Origin of the sequence: Micrococcus sp. TA1 (assembly GCF_014199555.1) — a bacterium.
Taxonomy (GTDB): Bacteria; Actinomycetota; Actinomycetes; order Actinomycetales; family Micrococcaceae; genus Citricoccus.
Window position 1 is genome coordinate 47,478 of sequence record NZ_JACHNW010000004.1, and the last position, 26,119, is coordinate 73,596.

Below are 26,119 nucleotides of genomic sequence, written 5' to 3' on the forward strand. Positions count from 1 at the left end.
GGAGCCCGGAGCGATCAGCTCCAGTCGAAGAAGCCCTTGCCGGACTTGCGCCCGAGCTCGCCGCGGGCGACCTTGTCCCGCAGGATGGCCGGCGGCTCGAAGCGCTCGCCCAGGGTCGAGGCCAGGTACTCGGCGATGCCGAGGCGGACGTCCAGGCCCACGATGTCCGTGGTGCGCAACGGGCCGGTGGGGTGCTTGTAGCCCAGGACCATGGCGTTGTCGATGTCCTCGGCGGTGGCCACGCCCTCCTCGACCATCCGCATGGCCTCCAGGGCGATGGCCACGCCGAGGCGGGAGGAGGCGAAGCCCGGGGCATCGTTGACCACCACGGCGGTCTTGCCCAGCCCCGCGGTCCAGGACCGGGCGGCGTCCACCAGTTCCGGCGCGGTCTGCTCACCGATGACGACCTCCACGAGGGTGGAGGCCGGCACCGGGTTGAAGAAGTGCAGCCCCAGGAAGCGCTGCGGACGCTCCAGCTCCCTCGCCAGGCCGGTCACGGACAGGCTGGAGGTGTTCGAGGCCAGCACCGCGCCCTCCGCGAGGTTGCGCTCCACCGCCCGCAGCGACTCCACCTTCAGGTTCCAGTCCTCCGGCACCGCCTCGACCACGAGCTCGCGGTCGGCGAAGGCCTTGCGGTCCACGGAGACGGTGAACCGCTCGAGGATCGCGTCGAGGTTGCCGTCCAGCACCCCGCGCTCGAGGGACTTGGCGGTCGAGGACTCCACGCGCTCCTGCGCGGCCTCGGCCGCGGCCTCATCGCGCTCCACGACGACGACGTCGGAGCCCTTGATGAGGAAGGCGTGGGCGATGCCCGCACCCATGCGGCCGCCGCCGAGCACGCCGACGGTGGCGGGGACGGACGGGGTGATCTCGGGCGCGGACGCCCCGGTGGTCTCGGTCATGAGGGCCTACTTCCTGTTCTTCTTGTCGAGAAACGCCTGCATGCGGTCGAACTTGGCCTGGGACTCGAAGAGCATGCCCTGGGCCAGGGTGTCGATGACGGGATGGACCTCCCGGGGGGTGTGGAACACGGACTTGGTGATGCGCACCGCCAGCGGGTCCTGGGCACCGATCCGGTCGGCCAGGGCGTGGGCGGCGTCCATCAGCTGCTCCGGGGCCACCAGCTCGGTGATGAGCCCGGCCGCCAGGCACTCCGCGCCCTTGAGCACCTTGCCGGCCAGCAGGATCTCCTTGGCCAGCGGCTCCCCCACCAGTTCCTTCAGCCGCCAGGTGGCGCCGGCCGCGGCCAGGATCCCGAGGTTCGTCTCGGGATTGCCCATGCGCAGGGCCTCGGTGCCGATCCGGAAGTCGGCGGCATAGGCCAGCTCGGCCCCGCCGCCGAGGGCGTAACCGTCCAGGGCCGCGATGACGGGCATCGGCAGCTTGGCGATCCGGTCGAAGATCGTGGAGTTGATCCCGGCCAGCGCGTCGTCCCGGCGGCGCTCACGCAACTGGGCGATGTCCGCACCGGAGGCGAAGATCCCCTTGGTCCCGGCCTCCGTGTCCGACGGTGTCCCGGTGAGGATGAGGACCTTCGGCGCGGCCTCCAGGTGGACGCAGACGGCGTGCAGCTCGTCGACCATCGTCTGGTCGATCGCGTTGCGGACCTCGGGCCGGTGCAGCCGGGCCACCAGCCGGTCCTCGCGCTCCTCGATCGCCAGCGTGGTGAACCCGCCGGCCTCCAGTGTCTGGGATCGCGTCATCAGACGGACTCCACCAGCAGGGCGGACCCCTGCCCGACGCCCACGCACATGGTCGCCAGGCCGCGGGCGCCCGCGGACGCCTCCCGCTCGAGGCGGCCCAGCAGGGTGATGACGAGGCGGGATCCCGAGGAGCCGAGCGGGTGCCCGAGGGCGATCGCGCCGCCGTCGTTGTTCACGATCCCGGCGTCCAGGCCCAGCTCGCGCATGCTGGCCAGGGACTGCGAGGCGAACGCCTCGTTGAGCTCGACGGCGGCGAGGTCACCGACCGCGGTGCCGGTGCGCTCCAGCACCTTCCGGGAGGACGGGACCGGGCCCATGCCCATGATCTCCGGGGCCAGTCCGGCGGAGGCGCCGGCCAGGATCCGGGCGCGCGGGGCCAGCCCGTACTTCTCGACGGCGGCCTCGGAGGCGACGACGATCGCGGAGGCGCCGTCGTTGAGGGTGGAGGCGTTGCCCGCGGTCACGACGGAGCCGCCCTTGACGACCGGGCGCAGTCCGGCCAGGACCTCGGCGGTGGTGCCGGGGCGCGGGCCCTCGTCCGTGTCCACGATCGTCTCGGCGCCCTTGCGGCCCTTGACGGTCACGGGCACGATCTCCTCGGCGAAGCGGCCCGCCTCGATGGCGGCCAGCGCCCGCTCGTGGGAGCGGACGGCGAAGGCGTCACAGTCCTCGCGGGAGGTGTTGTAGACGCGGGCGACCTCCTCGGCCGTCTCCGGCATGGAGTAGGTGGCCTTGCCGCCGCGGGAGTACTCACCGGAGAGGAACGCGGGGTTGGGGAAGCGCCAGCCGATCGAGGTGTCGTACACCTCGCCGGGCTTGGCGAAGGGCTTGGCCGGCTTCTCCATCACCCACGGGGCGCGGGACATGGACTCCACGCCGCCGGCGACCACGACGTCCGCGGCACCGGCCTGGATCATGTGCGAGGCCATCTGGATGGCGCTCATGCCCGAGGCGCACAGGCGGTTGACGGTGATCCCCGGGACGTGGTCCGGGAAGCCCGCGAGCAGCCAGGCCATGCGGGCGACGTTGCGGTTCTCCTCGCCGGCACCGTTGGCGTTGCCGTAGATCACCTCGTCCACCACGTCCGGGGCCAGGCCGGCGCGCTCGACGGCGGCGCGGACCGTCAGCGCGGCGAGGTCGTCCGGGCGGACGGAGGACAGGGCCCCTCCGTACCGGCCCACCGGGGTGCGGGCGCCGCCGATCAGGAATGCTGCAGTCATGGGACTCCGTTCGCGGGAACTTCAGGGGTGGAGGCCGAATTACCGACCGATCGTTCACCTACAGTATTCCGCGTCACACGGGGCGGGGCAAACAGATGACCTGACGGGCGGGGATGCACCCCCGGACGCGCCCGGCACCCCGGCGGACCCCTTAACGGGGCCTGGCGGCCGGTTCCGCCCCCGGACCCCGATGAGGGGATTGTGGGAGCGGGACCGGCCGCCAGGTCCGTGGCGGGTGCCGGGGGTCAGGCGATCAGGCCATGGCCTCGGTCTCGACGTTGGCCTTCGTCGGCACCTTGCGGTCCGAGCCCTCCTGCAGGACGAGCTGGTAGACGCCGTTGGCGTCGTGCGTCTCGCGGCCGGTGACCGGCGGGTTGAACACGCAGGCCATGCGCAGCTCGGTGGTCGCGCGGACGGTGTGCTTCTCGTGGCCGTCCAGCAGGTACATCGTGCCGTCCCGGAGCTCGTGCACCTGACCGGTCTCCTCGTTGGTGAGGGTGCCCTCGCCCTGCACGCAGTACACGGCCTCGATGTGGTTCGCGTAGTGGAACGTGGAGGTGGTGCCCGCGTAGATGACGGTGTCGTGGAAGGAGAAACCGACGCCCTCACCGGCCAGGACCATGCGGCGCGAGCGCCAGGTCTCGGACTGGATGTCGCGGTCGGTGTCGTTCAGGTCGTTCAGGTTGGTCACCAGCATGGGTGGTTCCTTTCAGTCGGGTGGACCGTTACGAGCACGGCGGAGGCAGGGACACGCCGTGTGGACCGACACTCCTCGTGCTCGTAACCGGCAGGGGTGAAGGGGTGGGTGGCTCAGGCGCTGGCCAGTTCGCGGGCACCGGGCCGGTAACCGACCTCGGTTCCGGTCACGGCGGCGACGGCGTCGGCGATGATGCCCAGGCCGCGCTCGAGCTCGGTCCGCGGGGTGGTCAGGGCCGGCATCACCTTGAGCACCTCGTCGTCGGGGCCGGAGGTCTCCACCAGCAGGCCGTTGTCGAAGGCACGAGCGGCGACCTTCCCGGCCACCTCGGCATCCTCGAAGCGCACGCCCGCCAGCAGTCCGCGGCCGCGCACCGAGGCGCCCTCCACGGAGTCGGCGATCTGCTCCAGGCCGTCATGCAGGGTCGCGATGGCCTCGGCGAGCTGGCCCAGCTGGAAGGTGTCGTCCGCCCAGAACTCCTTGAGGGTGGCCGTGGCCGTGACGAAGGCCAGGTTGTTGCCGCGGAAGGTGCCGTTGTGCTCGCCCGGGGTCCACACGTCCAGCTCGGGACGGAACAGGGTCAGCGCCATCGGCAGGCCGAAGCCGGAGATCGACTTGGAGACGCAGACGATGTCCGGGGTGAATCCGGCCTCCTCGAAGCTGAAGAAGGTGCCGGTCCGGCCGCAGCCGGCCTGGACGTCGTCGACGATCAGCAGGATCTCGTGCTTGGCGCACAGCTCGGACAGGCCGCGGAGCCATTCCAGGCGGGCGGCGCGCACGCCCCCCTCGCCCTGGACGGTCTCCACGATGACCGCGGCGGGCTTGTCCACGCCGGAACCGGAGTCCTCCAGGACCCGCTCCAGCCACAGGAAGTCGGCGGTCTCGCCGTCGAAGTAGTCGTCGTACGGGATCTTCGAGCTGTTGGTCAGGGGGATACCGGCCCCCTTGCGCTTCATCGAGTTGCCGGTCACGGACAGCGACCCGAGGGTCATGCCGTGGAAGGCGTTGGTGAAGGACAGGATGTGCTGGCGCCCGGTCACCTTGCGGGCCAGCTTCAGGGCGGCCTCCACGGTGTTGGTGCCCGTCGGGCCCGGGAACATGACCTTGTAGTCGAGACCGCGCGGATCCAGGATGACGTCCTTGAAGGTCTGCAGGAACTCCCGCTTGGCCGGGGTCATCATGTCCAGGGAGTGCACGACCGCGTCGCTGGTGAGGTACTCGGCCACGGCGGCCTGCAGCTTCGGGTGGTTGTGCCCGTAGTTCAGGGCGCCGGCACCCGAGAAGAAGTCGAGGTACTCGGTGCCGTCCTCGGCGGTCTGGATGCAGCCCTTGGCGTGGGTGAAGACGGTGGGCCAGCCGCGGCTGTAGCTGCGGACCTCGGACTCGACGGTGCTGAAGACAGTGGTATCCATGGTGTGTCCCTTTCGGATGGGGTCGATCTGCGGCCCGGAGAGGGGCGCGATCCGGTGGAGGTATTCGGTGTCATGTCCGTCCGGGTACATCCGGTCGGTGAACAGCGGCATGACCTCGCGGCTGGCGCCGTGGCGCTGGGCGAAGCGCGTGAACAGGGCGATGGAGGCCTCGTTGTCCGCGGTGATCGTGGTCTCCACGGTCTTGGCGGACGTCCGGGCGACGAGCGCGTCGAGCATCTTCGAGGCGAGCCCGCGGCCACGGGCGGCCTCGGAGACCGCGACCTGCCACACCATCAGGGTGGTGGGCGACTCGGGCCGCAGGTAGCCGGTCACGAAGCCGACCGGCTCGCCGTCGAGTTCGGCGATCACGGAGGTGTCGGCGAAGTCCCTGGCCCACAGCAGGTAGGCGTAGGAGGAGTTGAGGTCCAGGACCTGCGAGTCCTTCGTCAACTGCCAGAGCGCTGCACCATCGGCGGCCCGCAACGGGCGGAGGGTGAGGCTGTTCGGACGGGTGGTCAGTGGTGTGTCTGCATCATCTGCCATCCATTCCAACCTAACGAGCTGAGTTTCGATTTCAACCCGAGATCCGCGAAATCCGGGGGTTCTGGGCCCCGGGAGGCCGTCCTGGAAGGCGGGTTCGGAGGGCCGGACTTCCGCGAGCTGACGCGGTTGCTCGGGCAAACACTCAGTACACGGAAGGCTGCTCAGGGATCTTTACCGTTTCGTTATATTCAGGGGTCGAGGCCGAGGCTCCCGCAGCCCCACGTCCCCCTTCACGGCACCCTTCGGGCCGCTTCCCCGGGCCACTCCGCTACATTGCTGGAATGACCGCACCCCATCCGGACCGCACCCTGCCGCCCTTTCCCGGGGGAACCGACACCCTCCCGGCCCATGGCGCGGACGGCGCCCGGGACGATCGGGGCGACGCCCCCGCCGGCCGGCCGTCCCTCGTGCTGGGCCGGATGGAGCAATTGATGCGGGTGAGGCTGTTCCGCGGCCCGGAGGAGGGCGTGGCCGGGGCCCGGACGGGGACGATGACGACCGGCCCCTGGGTCCAGGACCCGGAGGACCGCCCCTTCGGCGCCGCGGCGGCGGTGATCATGGACAACACGCTGGCCACGTCCCTGCACGCCGCGGAACGCCGCCTGCAGTGGATCGTCACCACGGAACTGGTGCTGAACGTCCTGCGACCGCTGCCCGCGGACGGCACCACCCTGGAGTCGTGGACCCGCACCCTGGTGGCCGACGGCACGGGCGGGATGGCCTCGGGAACCCTGCGGGGGCCGGACGGCACGGAGTACGTCCAGGCGACCGGCTGGTTCCAGGGCGTGGACGGGAACGATCCCGCCGCCGTCGGGCACTTCATCGCCATGGCAGGCCTGCCCATGGGGCCGGACACCGAGGTTCCCCTCGGACAGGTCCTCGGCGCCCAGCCCACGACGCCGGCCCCGAGTGCCGGGCGACCAGAGGTCACCGACGCCTTCGGGGCCGGATGGGGCTTCGCGCGCAAGGACGAGCTGCGCAACCCGCACGGGGCCGTCCACGGCGGCGCCCTGAGCATGATGGCGGCGCTGGCGGCCCAGCAGGCCATGCCGGACCGCGCCGGATACGACCTTCAGTCACTGCGGGTCATGTTCCTGCGGCCGGCCGGCGGCGAGATCGCCTCGCGGGTCCGGGTCCGGCACGCCGGGAGGTCGCTGCGGATCGTGCAGGTGGAGCTGTACGGCGCCGGGAACGGGCCCGACGCCAAGCCGTTCGTGCAGGCCGAGGCGGTCTTCCACCCGGCCCGCTGAACCTCAGGTCAGGCGGCCTGCTGGGCCGCCGGCCTGGCGGCCTTGCCGCGGTCCAGCCCGAGGTCCTTGAGCGGGGTGCCGTCGATGGCCTGGGCCATGACGTCCTCCGCCTCGACCGCGGTGATGTCCAGGACGATGGCCACCTCGGCGGCGAGCACCTCGACGGCCTCGCGGTGGAGCATCCGCTCGGCCATGGACAGTTCCTTCTCGGCCTGGCGGCGGTGCAGGTCGCGGACGACCTCGGCCACGCGGGGCAGGTCACCGGTGGACAGCTTCTCCTGGAAGGCCTTGATCCGGCGGGACCACTGCTGCTCGACGTGCTCGCTCGGCTTGGCCAGCAACGACATCAGCTTCCGCACGGTGGTGTGGCTGCTGACGTCGCGGACACCGATGTCCTTGATCCCGGCCTCGGGCACGGAGATGCGCAGCCCCTTGTCCTGGATCTCCAGATCGACGTACGCCACGTCCTTGCCCTTCAATTGCCGCACCTGGCGGTCGAGCACGACCGCGGGTCCGTGGTGGGGGTGGACGACGAACTGACCGGGGACCAGACGCATGGGTGGGGTGCACCTTTCTCTCGACAAGGCCAAAGCGACACACGGCAGCGGCTCGGGGCACTACCGGGAATTTGGCCTATTCATTTTCTCATTTCCTGAACGAAAAATCAATTCCTCTCAGCGGTTCTCCCCGGCAGGCGTCGCCGGATCGTCTATCATCCCCGGCGTCCCCGGGGTCATCAGCGGGCTGGCCTCGGCGAAGTCTCCGGCGTTGTACCGCAGCCGGGCGAGGATCCCGTTCAGGGCCGTCACCTCGCCGTCGTCGATGCCCAGGTCCCCGAAGACCTCCCGGTTGAGGGCCCGGGCGGCCTGCAGGGCCAGGTCGCGTCCCTGCGGGGTGATCTCCACCAGGTTGGCCCTCCCGTCGGTGGGGTGGGGCTGGCGCTGGACCAGCCCGGCGCGGCCCAGCCGCTCGACGGTGTTCGTCACCGACGTGGGGTGGACCTGGAGCCGGCTCGAGGCCTTCGCCAGGGGCAGGGCCCCGGTCTTGGAGAACCCCAGCAGGGTGAGCATCTCGAACCGCGCGAAGGTGAGGTCCAGCGGCCGCAGGACGGCATCGATCCGGGCCAGCAGGATCTGCTGGCTCCGGAACAGCGAGGTGACCGCGGCCATCCCGTCGGCCGCGTCCCCCCACCCGCGTTCGGTCCAGTGCCGGTGCGCCTCGCCCACGGGGTCGGTCCGGAGGGTCTTGCTCATGACGCGCTGCCCGCATCCACCACCCGGGTGCCCGGCCGGCGCACGGAGTCGGGCCCGCCGTTCCAGGTGAACCGCGGGGTCTGCTTGGCCAGGAACGCCCGGGCCCCGATGGCGGGGTCCTGGCTGGCGGCCATCTGCTCCTGCCAGTGGTCGCTGACCGGCGCCAGGTCCCCGCCCGCGGCCGCCACGTCCACGATGTCCTTCATGGCCTGGATCGACAGTTGCGACCGGGAGGCCAGGCGCTGGGCGAAGTCGTCCACGTCGTCCCAGAAGGTGTCGGCCGGGTGGACGGCCTGGACCAGGCCCAGCCCGTGGGCGCGCTCGGCGTCCACGAAGTCACCGCTGAACAGCAGGTACTTGGCCGTGGACGGGCCGGCGATGCGCACCAGGCGTTCGATGCCGGCCACCGGGTAGACGATCCCGATCTTGGCCGGCGTGATGCCGAAGGTCGCGTCCGACGAGGCCAGGCGGATGTCGCAGGCCGCCGCGATCTGCCACGCCCCGCCCAGGCAGTACCCCTGGACGGCGGCGAGGGTCGGCTTGTGCAGACCGGCCAGGGCCGCCTCGCCCCGGGCGACCGCGCCGCCGTCGTGACGGCCCGATTCCTCGGTCCTCAGGATGCTGTCCAGATCGGAGATGTCCGCGCCCGCGGAGAAGTCCGTCCCGTCACCGCGCACCACGACCACCCGGACGTCCGGGTCCTCGGCGAGGTCCCGGCAGACCGGGACCAGGCCGAGCCACATCCGTTCGGTCATGGTGTTGCGCCGGCCCGGATTGGACAGGGTGATCGTGGCGATCTGTCCTGACCTGGAGACCTGCACCGACCCTCCCGGCCGGGTCGGCTCCCCCGCCGCCGGCACCGCTGCGCTCATGGACGCACCGTCTCGGTGACGATGCCCGCCTCGACGAGCCCGGCGATCTGGCCCTCGTCCAGTCCGAGCCCCTCCAGGACGGCGCGGGTGTCCTCACCGAGGGCCGGCGGGGCCTTGCGCACCCCGGCCGGCACGCCGTCCACGCTCAGCGGGCCGCGCAACAGCGGCAGCGGCGAGCCGTCGATCCGCTCCACCCGCTGCACCATCTGCAGGGCCTGCACCTGCGGGTCCTCGAAGGCCTGGGCATAGGTGTAGATCGGCCCGGTCGGGATGCCTGCGGCACGGAATTCCTCGATCCACTCGAGTCCGGGACGGTGCTGGAGGCGCTCCTCGATGAGCTCGGCGAGCTCCTGCCTGTTCTCGGAGCGGTCCCGGCCGATCGCGAATCGCGGGTCGTCCTCGAGCTCGGGGGCGCCGATGATCCGGCAGAACGTCTTCCAGTGGGCCTGGTTGCCGACGGCGATGATCGCCGGGATGTCCGCGGTGCGGAACACCCCGTACGGGGCCAGGACCGGATGGTTGTTGCCCTGCGGGACCGGAACCGTGCCGGTGGACAGGTAGTTCTGCCCCTGGAACGCCGAGATGGCCAGGCCCGCCTCCAGCAGGGAGGTGCCCACCTGGTGGCCCCGGCCACCGTTGCCGGCGCGGCCGGCCAGCGAGGCGCACACCCCGACGGCGGTGAACACGCCCGCGTAGAGGTCCATCACCGGCACCCCCACCCGGGTGGGGGAATCGGCGTCGGGCCCGGTGACGGACATCAGCCCGGACATGCCCTGGGCGACCTGGTCCAGCCCGGCGGCCTGGGCGAGCGGTCCGGTGGTGCCGAAGCCGGAGACCGAGGCGATCACCAGTCCGGGGTTCGCCTCGCGCAGCCGCTCCGGGTCCAGGCCCATGGTGGCCAGGACCCCGGGACGGAAGTTCTCCACCAGCACGTCGGCCGAGGCGGCCAGGTCCCAGAGCAGCTCCCGCCCCTGGTCGGAGTAGAAGTCGACCGCGATCGACTCCTTGTTCCGGTTGGTGGAGTCGAAGTACAGGGAGTGCTCGTCCTCGAAGGGCGGCCAGGTGCGGGTGGAGTCCCCGCCCTTGGCCGACTCCACCTTGATGATCCTCGCCCCGAGGTCCCCGAGCAGGGCCGTGCAGTACGGTCCGGCCAGGGCCCGGGAGAGGTCCATCACGGTGATGCCCTCCAGCGGCAGGCGGGTGGGCTGTCCGGTCTGCTCTCCGGTCATGGTCAGCCCCGCAGCCTGACGTTGACCTGCTTGATCTGGGTGAAGCCCTCGAGCATGCCCTCCAGCGAGGCCTCGCGGCCCATGCCGGACTGCTTGTACCCGCCGTAGGACTGGCCCACGACCTGCCCGCCGCCCTGGTTGACCTGCACCCAGCCGGACTCGATCCGGTGGGCGGTGTTCAGCGCGTTGTCCAGGTCGTGGGTCCACACGTAGGCGGCCAGACCGTAGTGGGAGTCGTTGGCCATCTTGACCACCTCGTCCACGTCCTTCCACTTGATGGCCACCAGCACCGGTCCGAAGATCTCCTCCTGGGACAGCCGGAAGTCGTTGCGGGCCCCGCCGAAGATGGTGGGCACGTGGTAGAAGCCCTCGGTCAGCGGGCCGTCCGCGGGCACGTTCCCGCCGAGCACGGTCGTCAGGTCGGGGTGGTTGCGCCCTTCCTCGAGGTAACCGCTGATCTGGTCGAACTGGGACTGGTTGATCACCGCGCCCATGTCCGAGGCCTCGTCCAGCGGGTCGCCGACGACCATCGCCCCCAGGCGGGCGGCGAGCTTGTCCAGCATCTCGTCGTAGATGTCCTCGTGCAGGAACAGCCGGGATCCCGCCGTGCAGGACTGGCCCTGCCGGGCGAAGCGCGAGGAGAGCATCAGGCCGTCCAGGATGCCCTCGTCCTCGATCGCGTCCGGGAACACGATGGAGGGGTTCTTGCCGCCCAGTTCCAGGGACAGGTGCGCCAACCGCTCGGAGGCCTTCGCGGCCACGCCGCGGCCCACCTCGGTGGAACCGGTGAAGGAGACCTTGTCCACGCCCGGGTGGGTGGACAGGGCGTTGCCGATCACCGAGCCGCGACCGGTCAGGGAGTTCACGACGCCGGCCGGCACGTGCCGCTGGCAGACCTGGGCCAGGTACTGGATCGTCAGGGGGGCGTCGTCGGCCGCCTTGAGGATCACCGTGTTGCCCGCGGCCAGGGCCGCGGGGACCTTGAAGGCCGCGATCATCAGCGGCGAGTTCCAGGGCAGGATGCACGCGACCACGCCCAGCGGCTCCCGGCGGGTGTACTGCAGCTGCTGGTCCCCGGCGGGCAGGGTGACGCCCTTGGACTCCCCCGCCACGCCCGCGAAGTAGCGGAACAGGGACACCAGCGTGGCGACCTCCGGCCGGGCCTGGGTCCGCAGGGCGTTGCCCGTGTCCAGGGCGGTCAGCCGCGCGAACTTCTCGGCCTCGGCCTCGATGTCGGCGGCGATGGCCAGCAGTGCCTTGGCCCGCTCGGTGAAGTGCACGCTGCGCCATTCGCCGAAGGCCGTGCGGGCGGCCGCCACCGCGCGGTCCACGTCCTCGGGGCCGGCGGCCGGCACCCGGGCGATGACCTCACCGCGGCGGGAGGGGTTGCGCACCTCGCGCCACTCGCCGGTCGCCGCCTCGACGGCGCGGCCGTCGATCCACAGCAGCTGCTCGACGCCGGCCAGGATGTCACTGGCCCTCGAATCCAGGGTGATCTCGGTCATGGGGTCCTTCTCTCAGGTGGTCTGGGGTGTCCGGGGAATGGCAGTGGTCAGCGGTGGGTGAACGTGGCCGGACGCTTCTCGACGAAGGCGGCCATGCCCTCGGACTGGTCCTCGGTGGCGAAGCAGGCGTGGTTCAGCCGGCGCTCCAGGAGCACGCCCTCGGCCAGGCTGGACTCGTAGGCGGCATTGACCGCCTCCTTGGCGAGCATGGCGATCGGCTTGGACATCCCGGCGATCGTGGCCGCCAGCTCCGCGGCCTCGCGCTGCAGGTCGGCCACCGGGACCACGCGGGCCACCAGCCCGGTGCGCTCGGCCTCCTCGGCGCCCATGGTCCGGCCGGTCAGGACCATCTCCATGGCCTTGGACTTGCCGATCGCTCGGGTCAGGCGCTGCGAACCACCCATCCCCGGGATGATGCCGAGCTTGATCTCCGGCTGGCCGAACTTCGCGTTGTCCGCGGCCAGGATGATGTCGGCCATCATGGCCAGTTCGCAGCCACCGCCGAGGGCGTGGCCGGCCACGGCGGCGATGACCGGCGTGCGCATCGCGGTGAACTGCTCCCAGCCGCCGAAGATGTCGGAGGTGTAGGCCTCGGAGAAGCTCAGGGTGGCCATCTCCTTGATGTCGGCCCCCGCGGCGAAGGCCTTCTCCGACCCGGTGATCACGATCGCGCCGATGTCCTCGTCGCGGTCATAGCGGACGGCGGCGTCGAGCACCTCCTGGGTCAGCTGGTTGCTGATCGCGTTGAGGGCCTTCGGCCGGTTCAGGGTGATCGTGGCGACCCGGCCCTCGACGTTCGTCAGGATGGTCTCGTAGTCGGTGGTCATGGGTGCCCTCTCACTCGTTGCTGGTACCTGCATCTGCTCGGTCATGACGGTTCTCCTGGGGTGGGACGTGGGTGGGTTCGGCTCCGGGCGGCTCCGGGCCGGCGGCATTCAGGCCCCGGCGGCTCCGGACGCCGCGCCCGAGTGCTCGCGGATCTGCTGGATGATCGCGGAGAAGTCCTTGGTGGCGCCCTCGCCCGCCCCGAAGGCCTCGTAGATCTCCGCGGCGAGCAGCCCCATGCGGCTCTCGGTGCCGGTGGACTCGATGGCGTGGCGGGCCAGGCCGAGGTCCTTGGCCATGAGCGCCCCGGTGAACCCGGGCCTGAAGTCACGGTTCGCCGGCGAGGTGGGCACGGGCCCTGGCACCGGGCAGTTGGTCGTCAGCGCCCAGCACTGGCCGGTCGCGTTGGAGGCCACGTCGAACAGGGCCTCGTTGCTCAGGCCGAGCTTCTCACCCAGCACGAACGCCTCGGACACCGCGATCATGGACACGCCCAGGATCATGTTGTTGCAGACCTTGGCGGCCTGACCGGCGCCGGCCTCTCCGCAGTGCACCACACGGCGCCCGACGACCTCCAGGACGGGCAATGCCTGCGCATAGTCCTCCGCGGACCCGCCGACCATCATGGCCAGGGTCCCGGCCTCGGCGCCCACGGTGCCACCCGAGACGGGCACGTCCAGGGACCGGTGACCGGCCGCCGTCGTGATCTCGTGCATGGTCCGGGCGTCCTCCACCGCGATGGTGGAGCAGTCGATGAACAGCGTTCCGGGCCGGGCCGCGGCCAGCAGGCCCTCGACGGGCTCGCCGCCGTCGGAACCGTCCCTGCCCTGGTAGGCGCCCAGGACATGACGCCCGGCGGGCAGCATGGTGATCACCAGGTCGGCCTCGCGCACGGCGTCGGGCCCGGAACCGGCGATCTGCACCCCGGCGGCCCGGGCCTTCTCGAGGGCCTCCGGGACCAGGTCGAAGCCGGTCACGTGGTAACCGGCCTTCACGAGGTTCGTGGCCATCGGGCCGCCCATATTCCCCAGTCCGATGAAGGCGATGTCCGGCAGGGCACCGGATGCGGCGGTGTTCTCGGTCATGACAGGGCCTCCTTGACGGCCTGGGTGCGGGTCTGATGGTCCGTGCCGGCCGGCTCGAAGACGGCGGCGACGTCCTCGTCGCGGACGTCCTCCAGGGTCGCCGGACTCCAGCGGGGGTTGCGGTCCTTGTCCACGAGCTGGGCGCGGATGCCCTCGCTCATGTCGGCACTGCGGATCAGGTGGCGGGCCACCCGGCGGTCCTGGTCCAGCACCTCGTGCACGGAGGGCATCTGCGCCGCCCGCCGCACCAGCTCAAGGGTGACCTTGACCGACGTCGGCGACTTGGCCCGGATCTGCGCGGCCGCCTCCGCGGCGGCCGGGTCACCATCGGCCTCCAGCGCCGCGACGATCTCCTCGGCCGTGCCGGCGGCATACGCGGACTGGATCCACCGGCGGTGCTGGAGCAGCGGCGCGGGCGGGGCCTCGGTCGCGACGGCGGCGATCGCCTCGTCGGCCTCCCGTGTCTCGAGCGCGCGGGCCAGGTCCGGCAGCGCCTCCGACGGCACGAAGTGGTCGGCGAAGCCCAGCTCGACGGCGTCCGCGCCCGTGACGTGCTGGGAGGTCAGGGCCATGTGGGTGCCGAAACCGGACGGGGCGTGGGCCAGCAGCCAGGACCCGCCGACGTCGGGAAAGAAGCCGATACCCGTCTCCGGCATGCCCAGCCGGGTCCGTTCGGTGACGATCCGGTGGGAGCCGTGGGCGGAGATCCCGACGCCGCCGCCCAGCACGATCCCGTCCATGAACGCCACGAAGGGCTTCGGGTAGTCCGCGATCTCCCCGTTCATCGTGTACTCGATGTCGAAGAAGTGGTCGGCGTCCTGCGGGTGGCCCTCCGTCACGGTGCGGTGCAGGTTGACGATGTCACCGCCGGCACACAGCCCCCGTTCCCCCGCCCCCGAGACCAGGACGGTCCGGACGCCGTCGTCCTGGCGCCACTCGTCCAGGGCGGCGCGGACCGTGTCCACCATGCCGGGCGTGATGGCGTTCAGGGCCTTCGGCCGGTTCAGGACGATATGGCCCAGGTGACCCGCCCGGCGGACGATCACCTCGGGTCCTGCCGGTTGTGCCGGTGACGTCGGCGACGATGCGTCGGTGCTCATGGTTTCCTTTCCTCCGGACCGGACCGGTGCCGGCCCGGTCCTCTGGGGGTGTCTCAGGCGTCGACCAGCATGCGGCCGACGATCAATCGCATGATCTCGTTGGAGCCCTCCAGGATCTGGTGGACCCGTAGGTCCCGGACGATCTTCTCCACCCCGTACTCGTGCAGGTAGCCGTACCCGCCGTGGAGCTGCAATGACTTGTTCGCCGCATCGAACCCGGTGTCCGTGGCCACCTTCTTGGCCATGGCGCACAATCGCACGGTGTCGGGGTCCTTGCGGTCGAGCGCGTCGGCCGCCCGCATCAGGAACGTGCGGGCCGCCTCCAGGTCGGTGGCCATGTCCGCCAGGTCGAACACGAGGGACTGCTTGGTGGTCAGCGGGGCGCCGAAGGCGGTGCGCTCCTTGAGGTAGGCGGTGGCCTTCTCCAGGGCGGCCTGCCCGCCGCCGAGGGAGCACGCGCCGATATTGATGCGCCCGCCGTTGAGTCCCTTCATGGCGATGTGGAACCCATCGCCCTCCTCCCCCAGGCGATGGGCCACCGGGACGCGGGCGTCCTCGAAGATCACCTGGCGGGTCGGCTGGGTGTTCCAGCCCATCTTCTTCTCGTTCGGTCCGAAGGACAGACCGGGGGTGTCCTTGTGGACCACGAGCGTGGAGATGCCCTTGGCACCGGTGTCCGCCGTCCGGCACATCACCACGTAGTACTCGGACGTGCCGGCCCCGGAGATGAACTGCTTCACGCCGTTGAGGACGTAGTCGTCACCGTCCCGCACGGCCCGGGTGGTCAGCGAGGCCGCGTCCGAGCCGGCCCCGGGCTCGGTCAGGCAGTAGCTGCCGAGGTGCTGCATGGTCACGAGGTCGGGGACCCATCGGGCGCGCTGCTCGTCCGTGCCGAAGGAGTCGATCATCCACACCACCATGTTGTGGATGGAGATGTAGGCCGACAGCGCCGGATCCGCCTTGGCGAGCTCCTCGAAGATCAGGACGGCGTCCTTGCGGTCCAGCCCGGCGCCCCCGTGCTCCTCGCCCACGTAGATGCCGCCCAGGCCGAGCTCGCCGGCCTCGGCCAGCACGTCGACCGGGAAGTGCTTCTCGGCGTCCCAGTCCAGGGCATGGGGAGCGATCCGCTCGGTGGCGAAGTCTCGCACGGCGTCGACGAGCGCGCGCTGGTCCTCGGTGATCTGGTACATGACTGCAGTCCTTTCTCCGTGCGGCCCAGGGGTGTCGGGCCGGACTATTTGGAGATCTTGCCGGTGCGGGCGGCGATCGGGGTGGTGAACATCGGTTGGGTGAGGAACCACGCGGCGGCGATCACGACCAGGGAGACCAGGAAGATCACCAGGCCCCACCAGTCCACGACGTCCCGGGAGGTGTACATGTGGTTCAGGTTGGCCAGCGCCCCGGTGAAGAACACCAGGAACACGTGCACGATCGTGAACGCCACGAAGTAGAGCATCACCGGGAAGTGCACCGCCCGCGCCCACTCCACCGGGTAGGCCTTGGTGAGCTTCTCGGCGCGCTCGGGCCACCAGGTGGAGAACCGGATCCCGGAGAGGATCGCCAGCGGGGCGGCGATGAACACGGTGGTGAAGTAGGCGACCACCTGCAGGGCGTTGTAGTGCACCCAGCCGTTCTCGGTGGGCCAGTCCAGGGAGGCGTACTGGATCGCCCCCGAGACCATGTTGGGGAACACATCCCAACTGGTGGGCACGATCCGCATCCAGTGCCCGGTGGCGAAGAGCAGGACCACGAAGATGATCCCGTTGAGGACCCAGAGCACGTCCAGGGACTGGTGCAGCCACTGGGACAGGGAGACCTTCTTGGGGGTGTTGCCCTTCGGGGAGAAGAAGGAGTCCTTCCTGGCGGTCCAGTACCCGGGGGGCTTGCGCTCGGTGCGCACCTGCAGTCCGGTGCGGATGATCAGCACGATGAGGAACATGTTGAAGAAGTGCTGCCAGCCCAGCCACCAGGGCATGCCCGCCGGCGCGGTGGCCGGCTGGGAGGCGTGCCCGTCGTAGGTGGCGATGAACTCCTGCACGCCCTCCAGGGTGCGCAGCCACCGGGCCCCGAGCACTACGGCCAGGGCCACCACCACCAGGGCCGCGGTGATCACCACCGGGCGCACCCACGGACGCCGCGGGGCCGCCGGGGTGGCCGCCCCCGCCGGACCCGGTGTCCCCGCCCGACCCGACGGGACCGAGGGGGCAGCGCCGGAGGGCTTGGAGGCCGCGGGTGCCGCGGCCGGGGTGGCGGCAGCACGGATGGGGTTCGCGGATGCAGGTTCGGGGTCACGGGCGGGGGCGCCCCCCATGCGCTGACGCGTGGGCGCTCCGTCGGTGGTGACGGCGGGAGCGCTCACCCCGTCGGCACCGGGGGCGCCACCCATCCGCCTGCGGGGCGCAACACCGGTGGCCTCGGGTCCCGGGGCGCTGGGCGCCGTCGAAGCCGACGCCGTGGTGGCCTGGGCTGCAGGAGCACCACCCATCCGGCGCTTCGGAGCGGGGGCAGCCGCAGTGGACGGCGCGTCACCCGCGGGGGCCGGGGAGCCGGGGGCCGGGGCGTCGGGGGCTGCGGACGACGTCCCCCCGTCCTGGCCCCCCGGTGGCACGGCCTCAGCAGACCGCGCCGCCGGGGCGCCGCCCATGCGGCGCCTGCGCGCCGGAGCAGGCGCGGGTTCACCGGTCCCGTGGCCACCCCCGATGGCGAGGGATGCGTCGTGCGGGGAGGAGGTCTCGGCAACCGGGGTGTCGGAAGCACTCACGCGGGCCTCAGACGCGGGCGCCGGGGCCTGCACGGCAGAGGGCGGAGGAGCGGGCGTACTGCCCATGCGGCGCTTGCGGGTGGGGCCCGCGGCCGTCGCCGTGGCAGGCTGCGCCTGGGGCTCACCCTCGGGAGGTGTCGCGGCCTCCACTACAGGGTCCCCTCCGGACCGTGCGGCCGGTTCCTGGCGAGCCGGCGTCACCCCTGTCGCCCCTGCCGCGGGTGGCGGGGACGGGGTGGCGGCCGTCATCGACACGTCGGGGGCGGTGTCCGGCTCCCCGGATCGCGGCGCCGGCGGGGTGTAACCGGCCATGCGGCGCCGGACCGTGCGCGGTCCCGGGTTCTGCTCGGTACTCATGAGGCGTCTCAGTCCTTCGCGGGGATGGTCACGGCGTGGGGGGGGTGGGGCTCCGTCCCGGGTACGCGTCCCGCACCCCGGGGCGCAGGACGCGCCAGGCGTCAGTTGCGGCGGTTGTTGATCTCCTCGATCAGCTGGGGGACGACCTTGAAGACGTCACCGACGACGCCGAAGTCGGCGACCTCGAAGATCGGGGCGTCCTCGTCCTTGTTGATCGCCACGATGGTCTTGGCCGTCTGCATCCCGGCGCGGTGCTGGATGGCACCGGAGATGCCCAGGGCCACGTACAGCTCCGGGGTCACCGTCACCCCGGTCTGGCCGACCTGGTAGGACTGCGGCACGTACCCGGCATCCACGGCCGCGCGGGAGGCGCCCACGGCGGCGCCGAGGGCGTCGGCGAGGTCCTCGACCACGCTGAAGGCCTCCTTGGACCCGACCCCGCGGCCACCGGAGACCACGGTCTTAGCCCCGCGCAGCGCCGGGCGACCGGTGGAGGCCGGGGCCTCGTCCACGGAGTCGATGCTCGCGCCCCGGGCAGTGGTCGTCGAGACGGCCGCGGTCCTGACCTCGGGGGCCGCCACGGCCTCGGCCCGGGCCTCGATCGACCCGGGACGGATGGTGGCGATCATCAACCCGCCCTCCACGGTGGACTCGGTGGTGAAGTCCCCGCCGAACACCGCGTGCGTGGCGATGACCTCCTGGCCCTCCTCGTCATAGGAGATGCCAACGGCGTCCGCGGCCACGGACCCGCCGGCCACGATCGCCAGCCGGCCGGCCACGGCCTTGGAGTCGTTCGTGGCCGAGAGCAGCACCACCGGGGCCTGGTAGGCCTGGACGGCATCGGCCAGGGCGCCGACCTGGGCGGAACCCAGCTCGGTGGCCGCCGTCTCGGACTCGGCGAGGTACACCTGGGCCGCGCCCAGTGCGCCCAGGTCCGCCGCCAGCGTGCCGGCCGCCCCCGGGACGGTCACGGCCACCGCGACCGGGACACCGATCTGCGCGGCGGCCCCGAGCAGACCCGCCGCGGTGGACTTCGGGGCGCCCTCACTGGTGGTCTCGATCAGGACTGGGACATTTCCAACGTTCGACATCTGCGTGCTTCCTTCAGCTCGTCACGTGTTCTGGTCTTCGGGGAGGACTTCGCCGGCGAACTCAGATGAGCCGGTGGGCGGCCAGGAACTCGGCCAGCTGGGATGCGGCGGTGCCGTCGTCGGCAACCTTCGGACCGGCCTGCTTCGGCGGTCGCGCCGTGGCCGAGACCATCACCGACCGCACCGAGGCGGCCTCCGGCCCGGCCTGGATGCCCAGCTCCGCCAGCGACCAGGTCTGCAGCGGCTTCTTCTTCGCGGCCATGATCCCCTTGAAGTTCGGGAACCTCGGTTCGGCCGTCTTCTCGGTCACCGACACCACGGCAGGCAGCGAGGACGAGACCTGCAACGTTCCCCCGTCCACGCCCGCCGTGCCGGAGACCCGGTCCGCGGCGATCTCGATCATGTCCAGGCCCGGCAGCACCGGCAGTCCCAGGACCTCGGCGACCATGGCCGGGATCATCCCGCCCCGGCCGTCGGTGGCCTCGTTGCCGGCCACCACCAGGTCCACACCGCCGATCTTCTCGATCGCCGCGGCCAGCACCCTGGCGGTCTGCACCATGTCCGACCCCGCCAGGGACGCGTCCGTCACCAGCACGGCCGAATCGGCGCCCATGGACAGCAGCTTCCGCAGCGTCTTCGTGGCATCCTCGGGCCCCATCACCAGGACCACGATCTCCGCGTCCGGGTGCCCGTCCTTGAACTGCAGCGCGTTCTCCAGGGCCCGCTCATTGATCTCATCCGGCACCGGCTCCGAGGCCGCCCGGTCCAGCATCCCCGACTCCAGGTCGATCTTCCGATCGGACCAGGTATCCGGAACCTGCTTGGCCAAAACCACAATCCTCATGCGTGCTCTCCTTGCCCGTCGGCGGACGGGAATCATCTCGTGTGGGTCTGCGCGCCAACTTACTAGGACTTCCAACTGAATACTAGGTCTTCCGAGTAAGGGACTGTAGTCTGGGTCACATTCCACCCACGACGGACTCCCGAACACGCGTCTGCTGACGGTGATTCGCGCTTGTCAGGCTCCGAGAGGTATCCCATGACCGCACAGTCCCCCGCCGAGCTCTTCCGCCAGTCCCGCGACCAGATCCTCGCCTGTCGCACCGATCCGGACACGGCACACCAGACCTTCGCCTGGCCCAGGTTCGAGCACTTCAACTTCGCCTCGGACTGGATCGACCACGTGGCCGCGGGGGATCGCGGCGGTCAGCCCGCCCTCGTGATCACCGGTGAGGACGGCACCAGCGAGCGCCGGACCTACCGTGACCTGGCGGAACGGTCCACGCAGGTCGCCGCCTGGCTGAGCGGGATCGGGGTGCGCCGTGGAGACCACGTCATCGTCATGCTGGGCAACCAGGTCGAGTTGTGGGAGGTAATGCTGGCCTGCATCCGGATCGGCGCACCCGTGATCCCCTCCACCGTGATGCTCGGCCCGGCCGACCTCGCCGACCGGGTCGCGCGCGGTCAGGCCTCCTGGGTGGTCACCAACGGGACGGAGGCGGCCAAGTTCGACACGGTCCCCGGTGACTTCCAGCTGGTGCAGATCGGTGCACGGCCCGACGGCGGGTCCCCCGCCCGGCCCGTGCACGACTGGCGCGACTCGTTCACCGCGCCCACCTCCTTCGGCCTCGACGAGCCCACCCGGGCCGATGAGACGATGCTGCTGTACTTCACCTCCGGCACCACCTCGAAGGCCAAGCTCGTCGAGCACACGCACACGTCCTACCCGGTGGGCCACCTGTCCACGATGTACTGGATCGGCCTCGAGCCCGGCGACGTGCACCTCAACGTGGCCTCGCCCGGCTGGGCCAAGCACGCCTGGTCCAACTTCTTCGCCCCCTTCATCGCCGAGGCCACCGTGTTCCTCTACAACTACGGCCGGTTCGACGCCAAGGCCCTGATGCACCAGATGGACCGGGAGGGCGTCACCAGCTTCTGCGCGCCGCCCACCGTCTGGCGCATGCTGATCCAGGCCGACCTGACCCAGCTGGAGAACCCGCCCACCAAGATCGTGGCGGCCGGCGAGCCCCTCAATCCCGAGGTTATCGCCCAGGTGGAGAAGGCCTGGGGCACCCAGATCCGGGATGGCTTCGGCCAGACCGAGTCCACCCTGCAGGTGGCCAACACCCCGGGCCAGCCCGTGCGGCCGGGGGCCATGGGCCGTCCGCTGCCGGGGTACGACGTCGTGCTGATCGACCCGGACACGGGCGAGGAGTCCGCCGAGGTCGGCGAGCTCTGCCTGCGCCTGGACCCCCGCCCGGTCGGGCTGACCACGGGGTACTGGGGGGATCCCGAGCGCACGGCCGAGGCGTTCCGGGACGGTGTCTACCACACCGGTGACCTGGTCTCCCGGGACGCGGACGGCATCATCACCTATGTCGGCCGCAACGACGACGTCTTCAAGGCCTCCGACTACCGGTTGTCCCCGTTCGAGCTGGAGTCGGCGATCATCGAGCACCCGGCGGTCGCCGAGGCCGCCGTGGTCCCCTCGCCGGATCCCATCCGGCTCGCCGTTCCCAAGGCCTATGTCCAGCTCGCCGAGGGCTGGGAACCCACCGAGGAGACCGCCCGGGCGATCCTGCAGCACTGCCGGGACTCGTTGGCGCCCTACAAGCGCATCCGCCGCCTGGAGTTCCACGACCTGCCCAAGACGGTCTCCGGCAAGATCCGCCGCGTCGAGCTCCGCCGGCGGGAGGCCGACGTCCACCCCGACGGCGGCTCCTCGCCTGCCGCGGTCGCCTCGGGTGGCGCGCAGACCGCCGTGGAGTACACCGACGCCCTGCTGCGCCAGGAGGCGGCGGAGTCGTGAGGGCCGTCGTCATCCCGGAGTTGAGCGGCCCGGCGGTCGCGACGCTCCGGGACGTGCCCGAGCCGTCGGGGGCCCACGACCGGGCCGGCGGCCGCAGGATCCTGGTGGACGTGCATGCCGCGGGGCTGTCCTTCATCGACCCCCTGCAGACACGGGGGAAGTACCAGCACCGTCTCGAGGCACCGTACATCGCGGGCAGCGAGGTGGCCGGCGTCGTGCTCGAGGCCCCCGCGGACTCCGCCTTCCGCCCCGGGGACCGGGTGGCGGGCTCCGTCTGGCACGGCGGGCTGGCCGAGCGCGCGCTGGCGCTGGAGGACTACCTGGTCCGGATCCCGGAGGGCATGGACTTCGTCCACGCCGCCGGGGTCCAGATGAACTACTCCACCGCCCTGTACGCCCTCGAGGGCACGGAGGTGTGTCCGGGCGGAACGGTGCTCGTGACGGGTGCCGCCGGGGGTGTCGGCACGGCCGTCCTGGACATCGCCCGGGCCCAGGGCATCTCGACGATCGCCCTGGTGTCCTCGGATGAGAAGGAACGGATCACCCGGTCCGCCGGTGCCACGCACGTCCTCCGCTCCACCGGTCCCTGGCTCGAGGAGGTCCGCTCGCTGACCGCGGGGCACGGCGTGCAGGGCTTCGTCGACATGGTCGGCGGCGAGGGGTTCCTCGACGCCGTCCGGGCACTGCGGATCGGCGGCACCGGTGTCGTCGTCGGGTTCGCGAGCGGGACCATCCCGGAGATCAGGACGAACCGCCTGCTGCTGCGCAACCTCACGCTGAGGGGCATGGCGATGGACGGGATGGAGGGCGAGCGCCCGGGGACCCTCGCGCGCGTCCAGCGGGGGGTGCAGGACCTGCTGGACGCCGGTTCCCTGCACCCGGTGGTCGACCACGTCTACCCGGTGGAACGCGCGGCGGAGGCGCTGGCCTCCATCGAGGACCGGACGGCCGTGGGCAAGGTCGTGGTCATCGTCAAGGACTGACCACGCCGCACCGCCCCGGTTCAGCCCACGATCCGCCGTGCCTGGCGCAGCACCGGCTCGTCCACCATCCGGTTCCGGAACCGGAACACCCCCGGCTGGTGCTGGGCCTCGGCCAGCACCGCCCGGGCCCACTCCAGTTCCTCATCACCCGGGGCGTAGGACTCGCGGATGACGGCCACCTGCGAGGGATGGATGCAGGCGGTGGCGGCGAATCCGGACGCCGCGGCGTCCTCGGCCTCGGCCCGCAGCCCGTCCAGGTCCGGGATGTCGAGAAACACCGAGTCCACCGCCACCTTGCCGGCGGCGTTCGCGGCGATCAGCACCCGCGAGCGGGCGTACCGGGCGACGTCCCGGTACCGGCCCCGGTGCTGCCCCTCCGCGAACCGGCTGGAACGGCCGGCCATGGAGGCCACCAGGTCCTCGGCGCCCCACATCAGGGACACCACGGCCGGGTGCCGGGCGATCTCGGCCGCGTTCTCCACGCCGGCCGCCGTCTCGCACAGCGCGATGACCCGGTACCCGGCCTCCTGCAGGTGGTCGAGCTGCCCGGCGTGTTCCGTCTTGGCCAGCATCAGCAGGCGGTACGGCCCGCCCTCGAGGGCCGCCAGGTCCAGGTCGTGCTCGAGCGTCCCGACGGGATTGACCCGGACGATCGTGGACTCCGGGTCCAGGGACGAGGCCGCGACGTGCTCCCGCGCGGTGTCCTTGTCCGCCGGGGCGACGGCGTCCTCGAGGTCGATGATCACGGCGTCGGCCGCGGCAGCGGCCTTGGCATAGCGGTCGGGCCGGTCGGCCGGGCAGAACAGGATCGCCGGGCCCGGGTGCGCGCCGCTCATGCCGCGCCTCCCGGTGCCAGTCCGTCCGCGGACGCCGTCCCGGCCGCCGGGTCCGGGGCACCGGCGCTCCGACCACCCGCACCACCCTCACCGGCCAGTGCCGCCGGCGACACCTGCATCAGCGTGGACCGCTTGGCCACGGCCACCACGGTCCCGTCCTGGTTCCGCGCGGTGTGGTGGAACTCCACGATCCCCTGGTGCGGCCGGGACGTCGACCGGCGCTTGGCGGCGATCAGCGTCTCGGCGTAGAGCGTGTCCCCGTGCCGCACCGGGGCCGGGAAGGTCACCTCGGAGAAGCCCAGGTTCGCCACGATCGTGCCCTGGGTCAACTGGGCGACGGACAGCCCCACCAGCGTGGAGAGGGTGAACATGCTGTTGACCAGCGGTTCCCCGAACTCCGTGCCGGCGGACCAGGCGGCGTCCAGGTGCAGGGACTGGGTGTTCATGGTCTGCGTGGTGAACAGGACGTTGTCCGCCTCGGTGACGGTGCGCCCCGGGGCGTGGACGTAGACCGCCCCCTCCTCCATCTCGTCGAAGTACAGCCCGCGCTGCTCGATCCGCCTGCCGGTCATGAGGCCTCCTCGACCTTCTCGTCGTCCCAGTTCGCGTCCGCGCGCCCGTCGGCACCGTCCTCGACGGTGATGACGGCCAGCACCTGGTCGCGGCTCACGGCGTCCCCGACGCCGGCGTGCAGCCGCACCGTGCCGGTCACGGTCGAGCGGATGACGTGTTCCATCTTCATCGCCTCGACGACGATCACCGGGTCCCCCTCGGCCACCACGTCACCGTCGGCGGCGGGGGTGAGCAGGACGGTGCCGGGCATCGGGGAGACCAGGGTGGGGTCCGAACTGGCCTCCGCGTCGACCCCGTGCTCCGTGCGCTCGCGCCGGATGTCGAACAGGGCGCCCTCGCGGTTCAGCTGCACCCCGTCGGGCCCGACGACGGCCGTGAAGCTGCGGCCGACACCGTCGATCGTCACGGTGGCCCAGTGCCCGTGCCGGCGCACCTGGGCGGGCAGCTCGCCGCGGTCGGTGACCACGACCGGGGAGTCCACGGGCCCGGCCAGCCGCACCGTGTGCGTCGTGCCGTCCGGCGCGGCCAGGCGGATCTGCCGGGGCGCCGGGGCGCCCAGCCGCCATCCGTCGCGCCGGCGCCACGGGCCGGCGTCGGTCCCGCGGGCCGCGTCCATCAGCAGGGCGACCTCCTGGACGTCCCGTTCGGTGGGCACCGCGAAGCCGATGGCGTCCAGCTCACGGGCGATCAGCCCGGTGTCGAGCCGGCCGGCGACGACATCGGGCAATTCCAGCAGCGCGCGCAGGAACTCGACATTGGTGGTGAAGCCGACGATGGCCGTGTCCTCGAGGGCCGTGACCATCCGGCGGCGGGCCTCCTCGCGGTCCCGGCCCCACGTGATGACCTTGGCCAGCATGGGGTCGTAGTCCACGGAGACCACGAGGCCGTCCTCGATGGCGGTGTCCACCCGCACGCCGTCCCCGGCGGGGTGCCGGACGTGTTCCACGGTGCCGCCGGTGGGCAGGAACCCGGCGGCCGGGTCCTCGGCGTAGACGCGCGCCTCGATGGAATGGCCCGTCAGGACGATGTCCTCCTGGGCCAGGTCCAGGACCTCGCCGGCGGCGATGCGCAGCTGCTGTTCGACCAGGTCGACCCCCGTGACCTCCTCGGTGACCGGGTGCTCGACCTGCAGCCGGGTGTTCATCTCCATGAAGAAGAACTCGTCGGGGGAGTCCGCGGGGACGATGAACTCGACGGTGCCCGCACCCCGGTAGTCCACCGACCGGGCTGTGTCGCAGGCGGCCTGTCCGATGCGTGCGCGCGTGGCCTCGTCCAGCAGCGGCGAGGGCGCCTCCTCGATGACCTTCTGGTGGCGGCGCTGCAGGGAGCACTCGCGCTCGCCGAGGTGGATGACGTTGCCGTGCTCGTCCGCCAGCACCTGGACCTCGATGTGGCGCGGGGTGAGGACGTAGCGCTCCAGGAACAGGGTGTCGTCCCCGAAGCTCGCGGCGGCCTCGCGCCGGGCGGCATCCAGGGACGAGGCCAGCTGGTCCGCCGACTCGACCACGTGCATGCCCTTGCCGCCTCCGCCTGCGGAGGGCTTGATGAGCAGCGGATAGCCGACGTCCCCGGCCGCGGCGGCCAGCTCCTCGTTCGTCATGCCCGGCTTCGCGATGCCCGGGACAGTGGGCACGCCGCGCTGCTGGACCGCGTTCTTGGCGGTGATCTTGTCCCCCATGACCTGGATGGACCCCGCCCTCGGGCCGATGAAGACCAGGCCGGCGTCCTCACAGGCCTGCGCGAACGTGGCGTTCTCGGCGAGGAAGCCGTACCCGGGATGGATGGCCTCGGCGCCGGTGGACCGGGCGGCCTCGATCACGGCCCCGATGTCCAGGTAGCTCTGGGCGGCCGGTGGCGGACCGAGGCGCACGGCGCTGTCGGCCAGCTGCACGTGGCGCGCGCCGGCGTCGGCGTCGGAGTACACCGCCACCGACCGGATGCCCAGGGACCGGAGGGTGCGGATGATGCGGCAGGCGATCTCGCCGCGGTTGGCGATCAGCACTTTCGAGAACATG

The 26,119-nt window shown here is 71.4% G+C and carries 23 protein-coding genes and 1 pseudogene; 3 read left to right on the forward strand and 21 right to left on the reverse strand.

The genetic code is table 11. The features are described 5' to 3' along the window. Positions 1-14: 14 nt before the first annotated feature. The 6 genes and pseudogenes from GGQ69_RS14695 to ectA all read right to left on the reverse strand — a co-directional run. Positions 15-902: a 3-hydroxyacyl-CoA dehydrogenase family protein gene (locus GGQ69_RS14695; RefSeq protein WP_183529884.1), complete on the reverse strand. Its 888-nt coding sequence runs from the start codon at positions 900-902 to the stop codon at positions 15-17. Positions 903-908: 6 nt separating this feature from the next. Further along, a complete protein-coding gene (locus tag GGQ69_RS14700) occupies positions 909-1,703 on the reverse strand; it encodes an enoyl-CoA hydratase/isomerase family protein (protein ID WP_183529886.1) in 795 nt (264 codons plus the stop codon). Continuing rightward, a complete protein-coding gene (locus GGQ69_RS14705; RefSeq protein ID WP_010144906.1) occupies positions 1,703-2,923 on the reverse strand; it encodes an acetyl-CoA C-acyltransferase in 1,221 nt (406 codons plus the stop codon). Before GGQ69_RS14705 ends, GGQ69_RS14700 begins: the two co-directional genes overlap by 1 nt. Before the next feature lie 253 nt (positions 2,924-3,176). Beyond that, positions 3,177-3,620, reverse strand: a complete 444-nt coding sequence (locus GGQ69_RS14710) for an ectoine synthase (protein WP_183529888.1) — start codon at positions 3,618-3,620, stop codon at positions 3,177-3,179. 113 nt (positions 3,621-3,733) lie between these two features. Next, the gene (gene ectB / locus GGQ69_RS14715; RefSeq protein WP_255459784.1) at positions 3,734-5,032 is read right to left on the reverse strand and encodes a diaminobutyrate--2-oxoglutarate transaminase; all 1,299 of its coding nucleotides are present in this window, start codon (positions 5,030-5,032) and stop codon (positions 3,734-3,736) included. A gap of 51 nt (positions 5,033-5,083) precedes the next feature. Continuing rightward, positions 5,084-5,575: pseudogene (gene ectA, locus GGQ69_RS16640) on the reverse strand (diaminobutyrate acetyltransferase); the annotation flags it as partial. A gap of 281 nt (positions 5,576-5,856) precedes the next feature. Between ectA and GGQ69_RS14720 the strand changes: the two are divergent. Beyond that, positions 5,857-6,825: an acyl-CoA thioesterase domain-containing protein gene (locus tag GGQ69_RS14720; protein ID WP_183529890.1), complete on the forward strand. Its 969-nt coding sequence runs from the start codon at positions 5,857-5,859 to the stop codon at positions 6,823-6,825. Between the two features lie 8 nt (positions 6,826-6,833). Here GGQ69_RS14720 and GGQ69_RS14725 read toward each other — a convergent pair whose 3' ends face one another. The 12 genes from GGQ69_RS14725 to GGQ69_RS14780 form a co-directional block, all read right to left on the reverse strand. Further along, the gene (locus tag GGQ69_RS14725; RefSeq protein ID WP_183529892.1) at positions 6,834-7,382 is read right to left on the reverse strand and encodes a CarD family transcriptional regulator; all 549 of its coding nucleotides are present in this window, start codon (positions 7,380-7,382) and stop codon (positions 6,834-6,836) included. 117 nt (positions 7,383-7,499) lie between these two features. Further along, positions 7,500-8,078: a MarR family winged helix-turn-helix transcriptional regulator gene (locus GGQ69_RS14730; protein ID WP_183529894.1), complete on the reverse strand. Its 579-nt coding sequence runs from the start codon at positions 8,076-8,078 to the stop codon at positions 7,500-7,502. Next, entirely contained in the window at positions 8,075-8,950 is an 876-nt protein-coding gene (locus GGQ69_RS14735; RefSeq protein ID WP_183529896.1) for an enoyl-CoA hydratase/isomerase family protein, read from the reverse strand. The genes GGQ69_RS14730 and GGQ69_RS14735 overlap by 4 nt, the downstream gene beginning before the upstream one ends. Further along, entirely contained in the window at positions 8,947-10,179 is a 1,233-nt protein-coding gene (locus GGQ69_RS14740) for a CaiB/BaiF CoA-transferase family protein (protein ID WP_183529898.1), read from the reverse strand. The genes GGQ69_RS14735 and GGQ69_RS14740 overlap by 4 nt, the downstream gene beginning before the upstream one ends. Before the next feature lie 2 nt (positions 10,180-10,181). Continuing rightward, positions 10,182-11,684 carry an aldehyde dehydrogenase family protein gene (locus GGQ69_RS14745; RefSeq protein WP_183529900.1) on the reverse strand — a complete coding sequence of 501 codons (1,503 nt, stop codon included), beginning with the start codon at positions 11,682-11,684 and terminating at the stop codon, positions 10,182-10,184. Between the two features lie 47 nt (positions 11,685-11,731). Next, a complete protein-coding gene (locus tag GGQ69_RS14750) occupies positions 11,732-12,511 on the reverse strand; it encodes an enoyl-CoA hydratase (RefSeq protein ID WP_183530049.1) in 780 nt (259 codons plus the stop codon). A gap of 108 nt (positions 12,512-12,619) precedes the next feature. Further along, on the reverse strand, positions 12,620-13,594 hold the full coding sequence (gene mmsB / locus GGQ69_RS14755) for a 3-hydroxyisobutyrate dehydrogenase (RefSeq protein WP_183529902.1): 975 nt from the start codon (positions 13,592-13,594) through the stop codon (positions 12,620-12,622). Continuing rightward, positions 13,591-14,694: an enoyl-CoA hydratase/isomerase family protein gene (locus tag GGQ69_RS14760; RefSeq protein ID WP_183529903.1), complete on the reverse strand. Its 1,104-nt coding sequence runs from the start codon at positions 14,692-14,694 to the stop codon at positions 13,591-13,593. The genes mmsB and GGQ69_RS14760 overlap by 4 nt, the downstream gene beginning before the upstream one ends. 53 nt (positions 14,695-14,747) lie before the next feature. After that, positions 14,748-15,884 carry an acyl-CoA dehydrogenase family protein gene (locus tag GGQ69_RS14765; RefSeq protein ID WP_183529906.1) on the reverse strand — a complete coding sequence of 379 codons (1,137 nt, stop codon included), beginning with the start codon at positions 15,882-15,884 and terminating at the stop codon, positions 14,748-14,750. 44 nt (positions 15,885-15,928) lie between these two features. Continuing rightward, positions 15,929-16,810, reverse strand: coding sequence for a cytochrome b/b6 domain-containing protein (locus tag GGQ69_RS14770; protein WP_183529908.1), 882 nt, complete (start codon positions 16,808-16,810; stop codon positions 15,929-15,931). 1,103 nt (positions 16,811-17,913) lie between these two features. Beyond that, positions 17,914-18,903 (reverse strand): electron transfer flavoprotein subunit alpha/FixB family protein, encoded by a 990-nt coding sequence (locus GGQ69_RS14775; RefSeq protein WP_183529910.1) that lies wholly within the window; start codon positions 18,901-18,903, stop codon positions 17,914-17,916. 61 nt (positions 18,904-18,964) lie between these two features. Further along, a complete protein-coding gene (locus GGQ69_RS14780) occupies positions 18,965-19,747 on the reverse strand; it encodes an electron transfer flavoprotein subunit beta/FixA family protein (protein ID WP_183529912.1) in 783 nt (260 codons plus the stop codon). Positions 19,748-19,942: 195 nt separating this feature from the next. Between GGQ69_RS14780 and GGQ69_RS14785 the strand changes: the two genes are divergently transcribed. Both GGQ69_RS14785 and GGQ69_RS14790 read left to right on the forward strand, forming a co-directional pair. Further along, positions 19,943-21,712 carry an AMP-binding protein gene (locus tag GGQ69_RS14785; RefSeq protein ID WP_183529914.1) on the forward strand — a complete coding sequence of 590 codons (1,770 nt, stop codon included), beginning with the start codon at positions 19,943-19,945 and terminating at the stop codon, positions 21,710-21,712. Next, complete coding sequence (locus tag GGQ69_RS14790; RefSeq protein ID WP_183529916.1) at positions 21,709-22,695, forward strand: NADPH:quinone oxidoreductase family protein; 987 nt, start codon at positions 21,709-21,711, stop codon at positions 22,693-22,695. Before GGQ69_RS14785 ends, GGQ69_RS14790 begins: the two co-directional genes overlap by 4 nt. Positions 22,696-22,715: 20 nt before the next feature. On the opposite strand, the gene GGQ69_RS14795 is transcribed toward GGQ69_RS14790, so the two are convergent. Genes GGQ69_RS14795 through GGQ69_RS14805 form a run of 3 tightly spaced genes read right to left on the reverse strand, consistent with a single transcriptional unit; the run spans position 22,716 to position 26,118 of the window. Continuing rightward, positions 22,716-23,531, reverse strand: coding sequence for a CoA ester lyase (locus GGQ69_RS14795; RefSeq protein WP_183529918.1), 816 nt, complete (start codon positions 23,529-23,531; stop codon positions 22,716-22,718). Continuing rightward, complete coding sequence (locus tag GGQ69_RS14800) at positions 23,528-24,103, reverse strand: MaoC family dehydratase (RefSeq protein ID WP_183529920.1); 576 nt, start codon at positions 24,101-24,103, stop codon at positions 23,528-23,530. Before GGQ69_RS14800 ends, GGQ69_RS14795 begins: the two co-directional genes overlap by 4 nt. After that, entirely contained in the window at positions 24,100-26,118 is a 2,019-nt protein-coding gene (locus tag GGQ69_RS14805; RefSeq protein WP_183529922.1) for an acetyl/propionyl/methylcrotonyl-CoA carboxylase subunit alpha, read from the reverse strand. The genes GGQ69_RS14800 and GGQ69_RS14805 overlap by 4 nt, the downstream gene beginning before the upstream one ends. Position 26,119 lies beyond the last annotated feature (1 nt).

Bases quoted from the DNA above. Each gene is read 5' to 3' on its own strand.
- GGQ69_RS14775 (WP_183529910.1), bottom strand. From the start codon at position 18,903: ATGTCGAACGTTGGAAATGTCCCAGTCCTGATCGAGACCACCAGTGAG.
- GGQ69_RS14730 (WP_183529894.1), bottom strand. From the start codon at position 8,078: ATGAGCAAGACCCTCCGGACCGACCCCGTGGGCGAGGCGCACCGGCAC.
- GGQ69_RS14710 (WP_183529888.1), bottom strand. From the start codon at position 3,620: ATGCTGGTGACCAACCTGAACGACCTGAACGACACCGACCGCGACATC.
- GGQ69_RS14795 (WP_183529918.1), bottom strand. From the start codon at position 23,531: ATGAGCGGCGCGCACCCGGGCCCGGCGATCCTGTTCTGCCCGGCCGAC.
- mmsB (WP_183529902.1), bottom strand. From the start codon at position 13,594: ATGACCGAGAACACCGCCGCATCCGGTGCCCTGCCGGACATCGCCTTC.
- GGQ69_RS14720 (WP_183529890.1), top strand. From the start codon at position 5,857: ATGACCGCACCCCATCCGGACCGCACCCTGCCGCCCTTTCCCGGGGGA.
- ectB (WP_255459784.1), bottom strand. From the start codon at position 5,032: ATGGATACCACTGTCTTCAGCACCGTCGAGTCCGAGGTCCGCAGCTAC.
- GGQ69_RS14800 (WP_183529920.1), bottom strand. From the start codon at position 24,103: ATGACCGGCAGGCGGATCGAGCAGCGCGGGCTGTACTTCGACGAGATG.
- GGQ69_RS14745 (WP_183529900.1), bottom strand. From the start codon at position 11,684: ATGACCGAGATCACCCTGGATTCGAGGGCCAGTGACATCCTGGCCGGC.
- GGQ69_RS14700 (WP_183529886.1), bottom strand. From the start codon at position 1,703: ATGACGCGATCCCAGACACTGGAGGCCGGCGGGTTCACCACGCTGGCG.
- GGQ69_RS14760 (WP_183529903.1), bottom strand. From the start codon at position 14,694: ATGAGCACCGACGCATCGTCGCCGACGTCACCGGCACAACCGGCAGGA.
- GGQ69_RS14785 (WP_183529914.1), top strand. From the start codon at position 19,943: ATGACCGCACAGTCCCCCGCCGAGCTCTTCCGCCAGTCCCGCGACCAG.
- GGQ69_RS14750 (WP_183530049.1), bottom strand. From the start codon at position 12,511: ATGACCACCGACTACGAGACCATCCTGACGAACGTCGAGGGCCGGGTC.
- GGQ69_RS14695 (WP_183529884.1), bottom strand. From the start codon at position 902: ATGACCGAGACCACCGGGGCGTCCGCGCCCGAGATCACCCCGTCCGTC.
- GGQ69_RS14725 (WP_183529892.1), bottom strand. From the start codon at position 7,382: ATGCGTCTGGTCCCCGGTCAGTTCGTCGTCCACCCCCACCACGGACCC.
- GGQ69_RS14805 (WP_183529922.1), bottom strand. From the start codon at position 26,118: ATGTTCTCGAAAGTGCTGATCGCCAACCGCGGCGAGATCGCCTGCCGC.
- GGQ69_RS14705 (WP_010144906.1), bottom strand. From the start codon at position 2,923: ATGACTGCAGCATTCCTGATCGGCGGCGCCCGCACCCCGGTGGGCCGG.
- GGQ69_RS14765 (WP_183529906.1), bottom strand. From the start codon at position 15,884: ATGTACCAGATCACCGAGGACCAGCGCGCGCTCGTCGACGCCGTGCGA.
- GGQ69_RS14735 (WP_183529896.1), bottom strand. From the start codon at position 8,950: ATGAGCGCAGCGGTGCCGGCGGCGGGGGAGCCGACCCGGCCGGGAGGG.
- GGQ69_RS14780 (WP_183529912.1), bottom strand. From the start codon at position 19,747: ATGAGGATTGTGGTTTTGGCCAAGCAGGTTCCGGATACCTGGTCCGAT.
- GGQ69_RS14740 (WP_183529898.1), bottom strand. From the start codon at position 10,179: ATGACCGGAGAGCAGACCGGACAGCCCACCCGCCTGCCGCTGGAGGGC.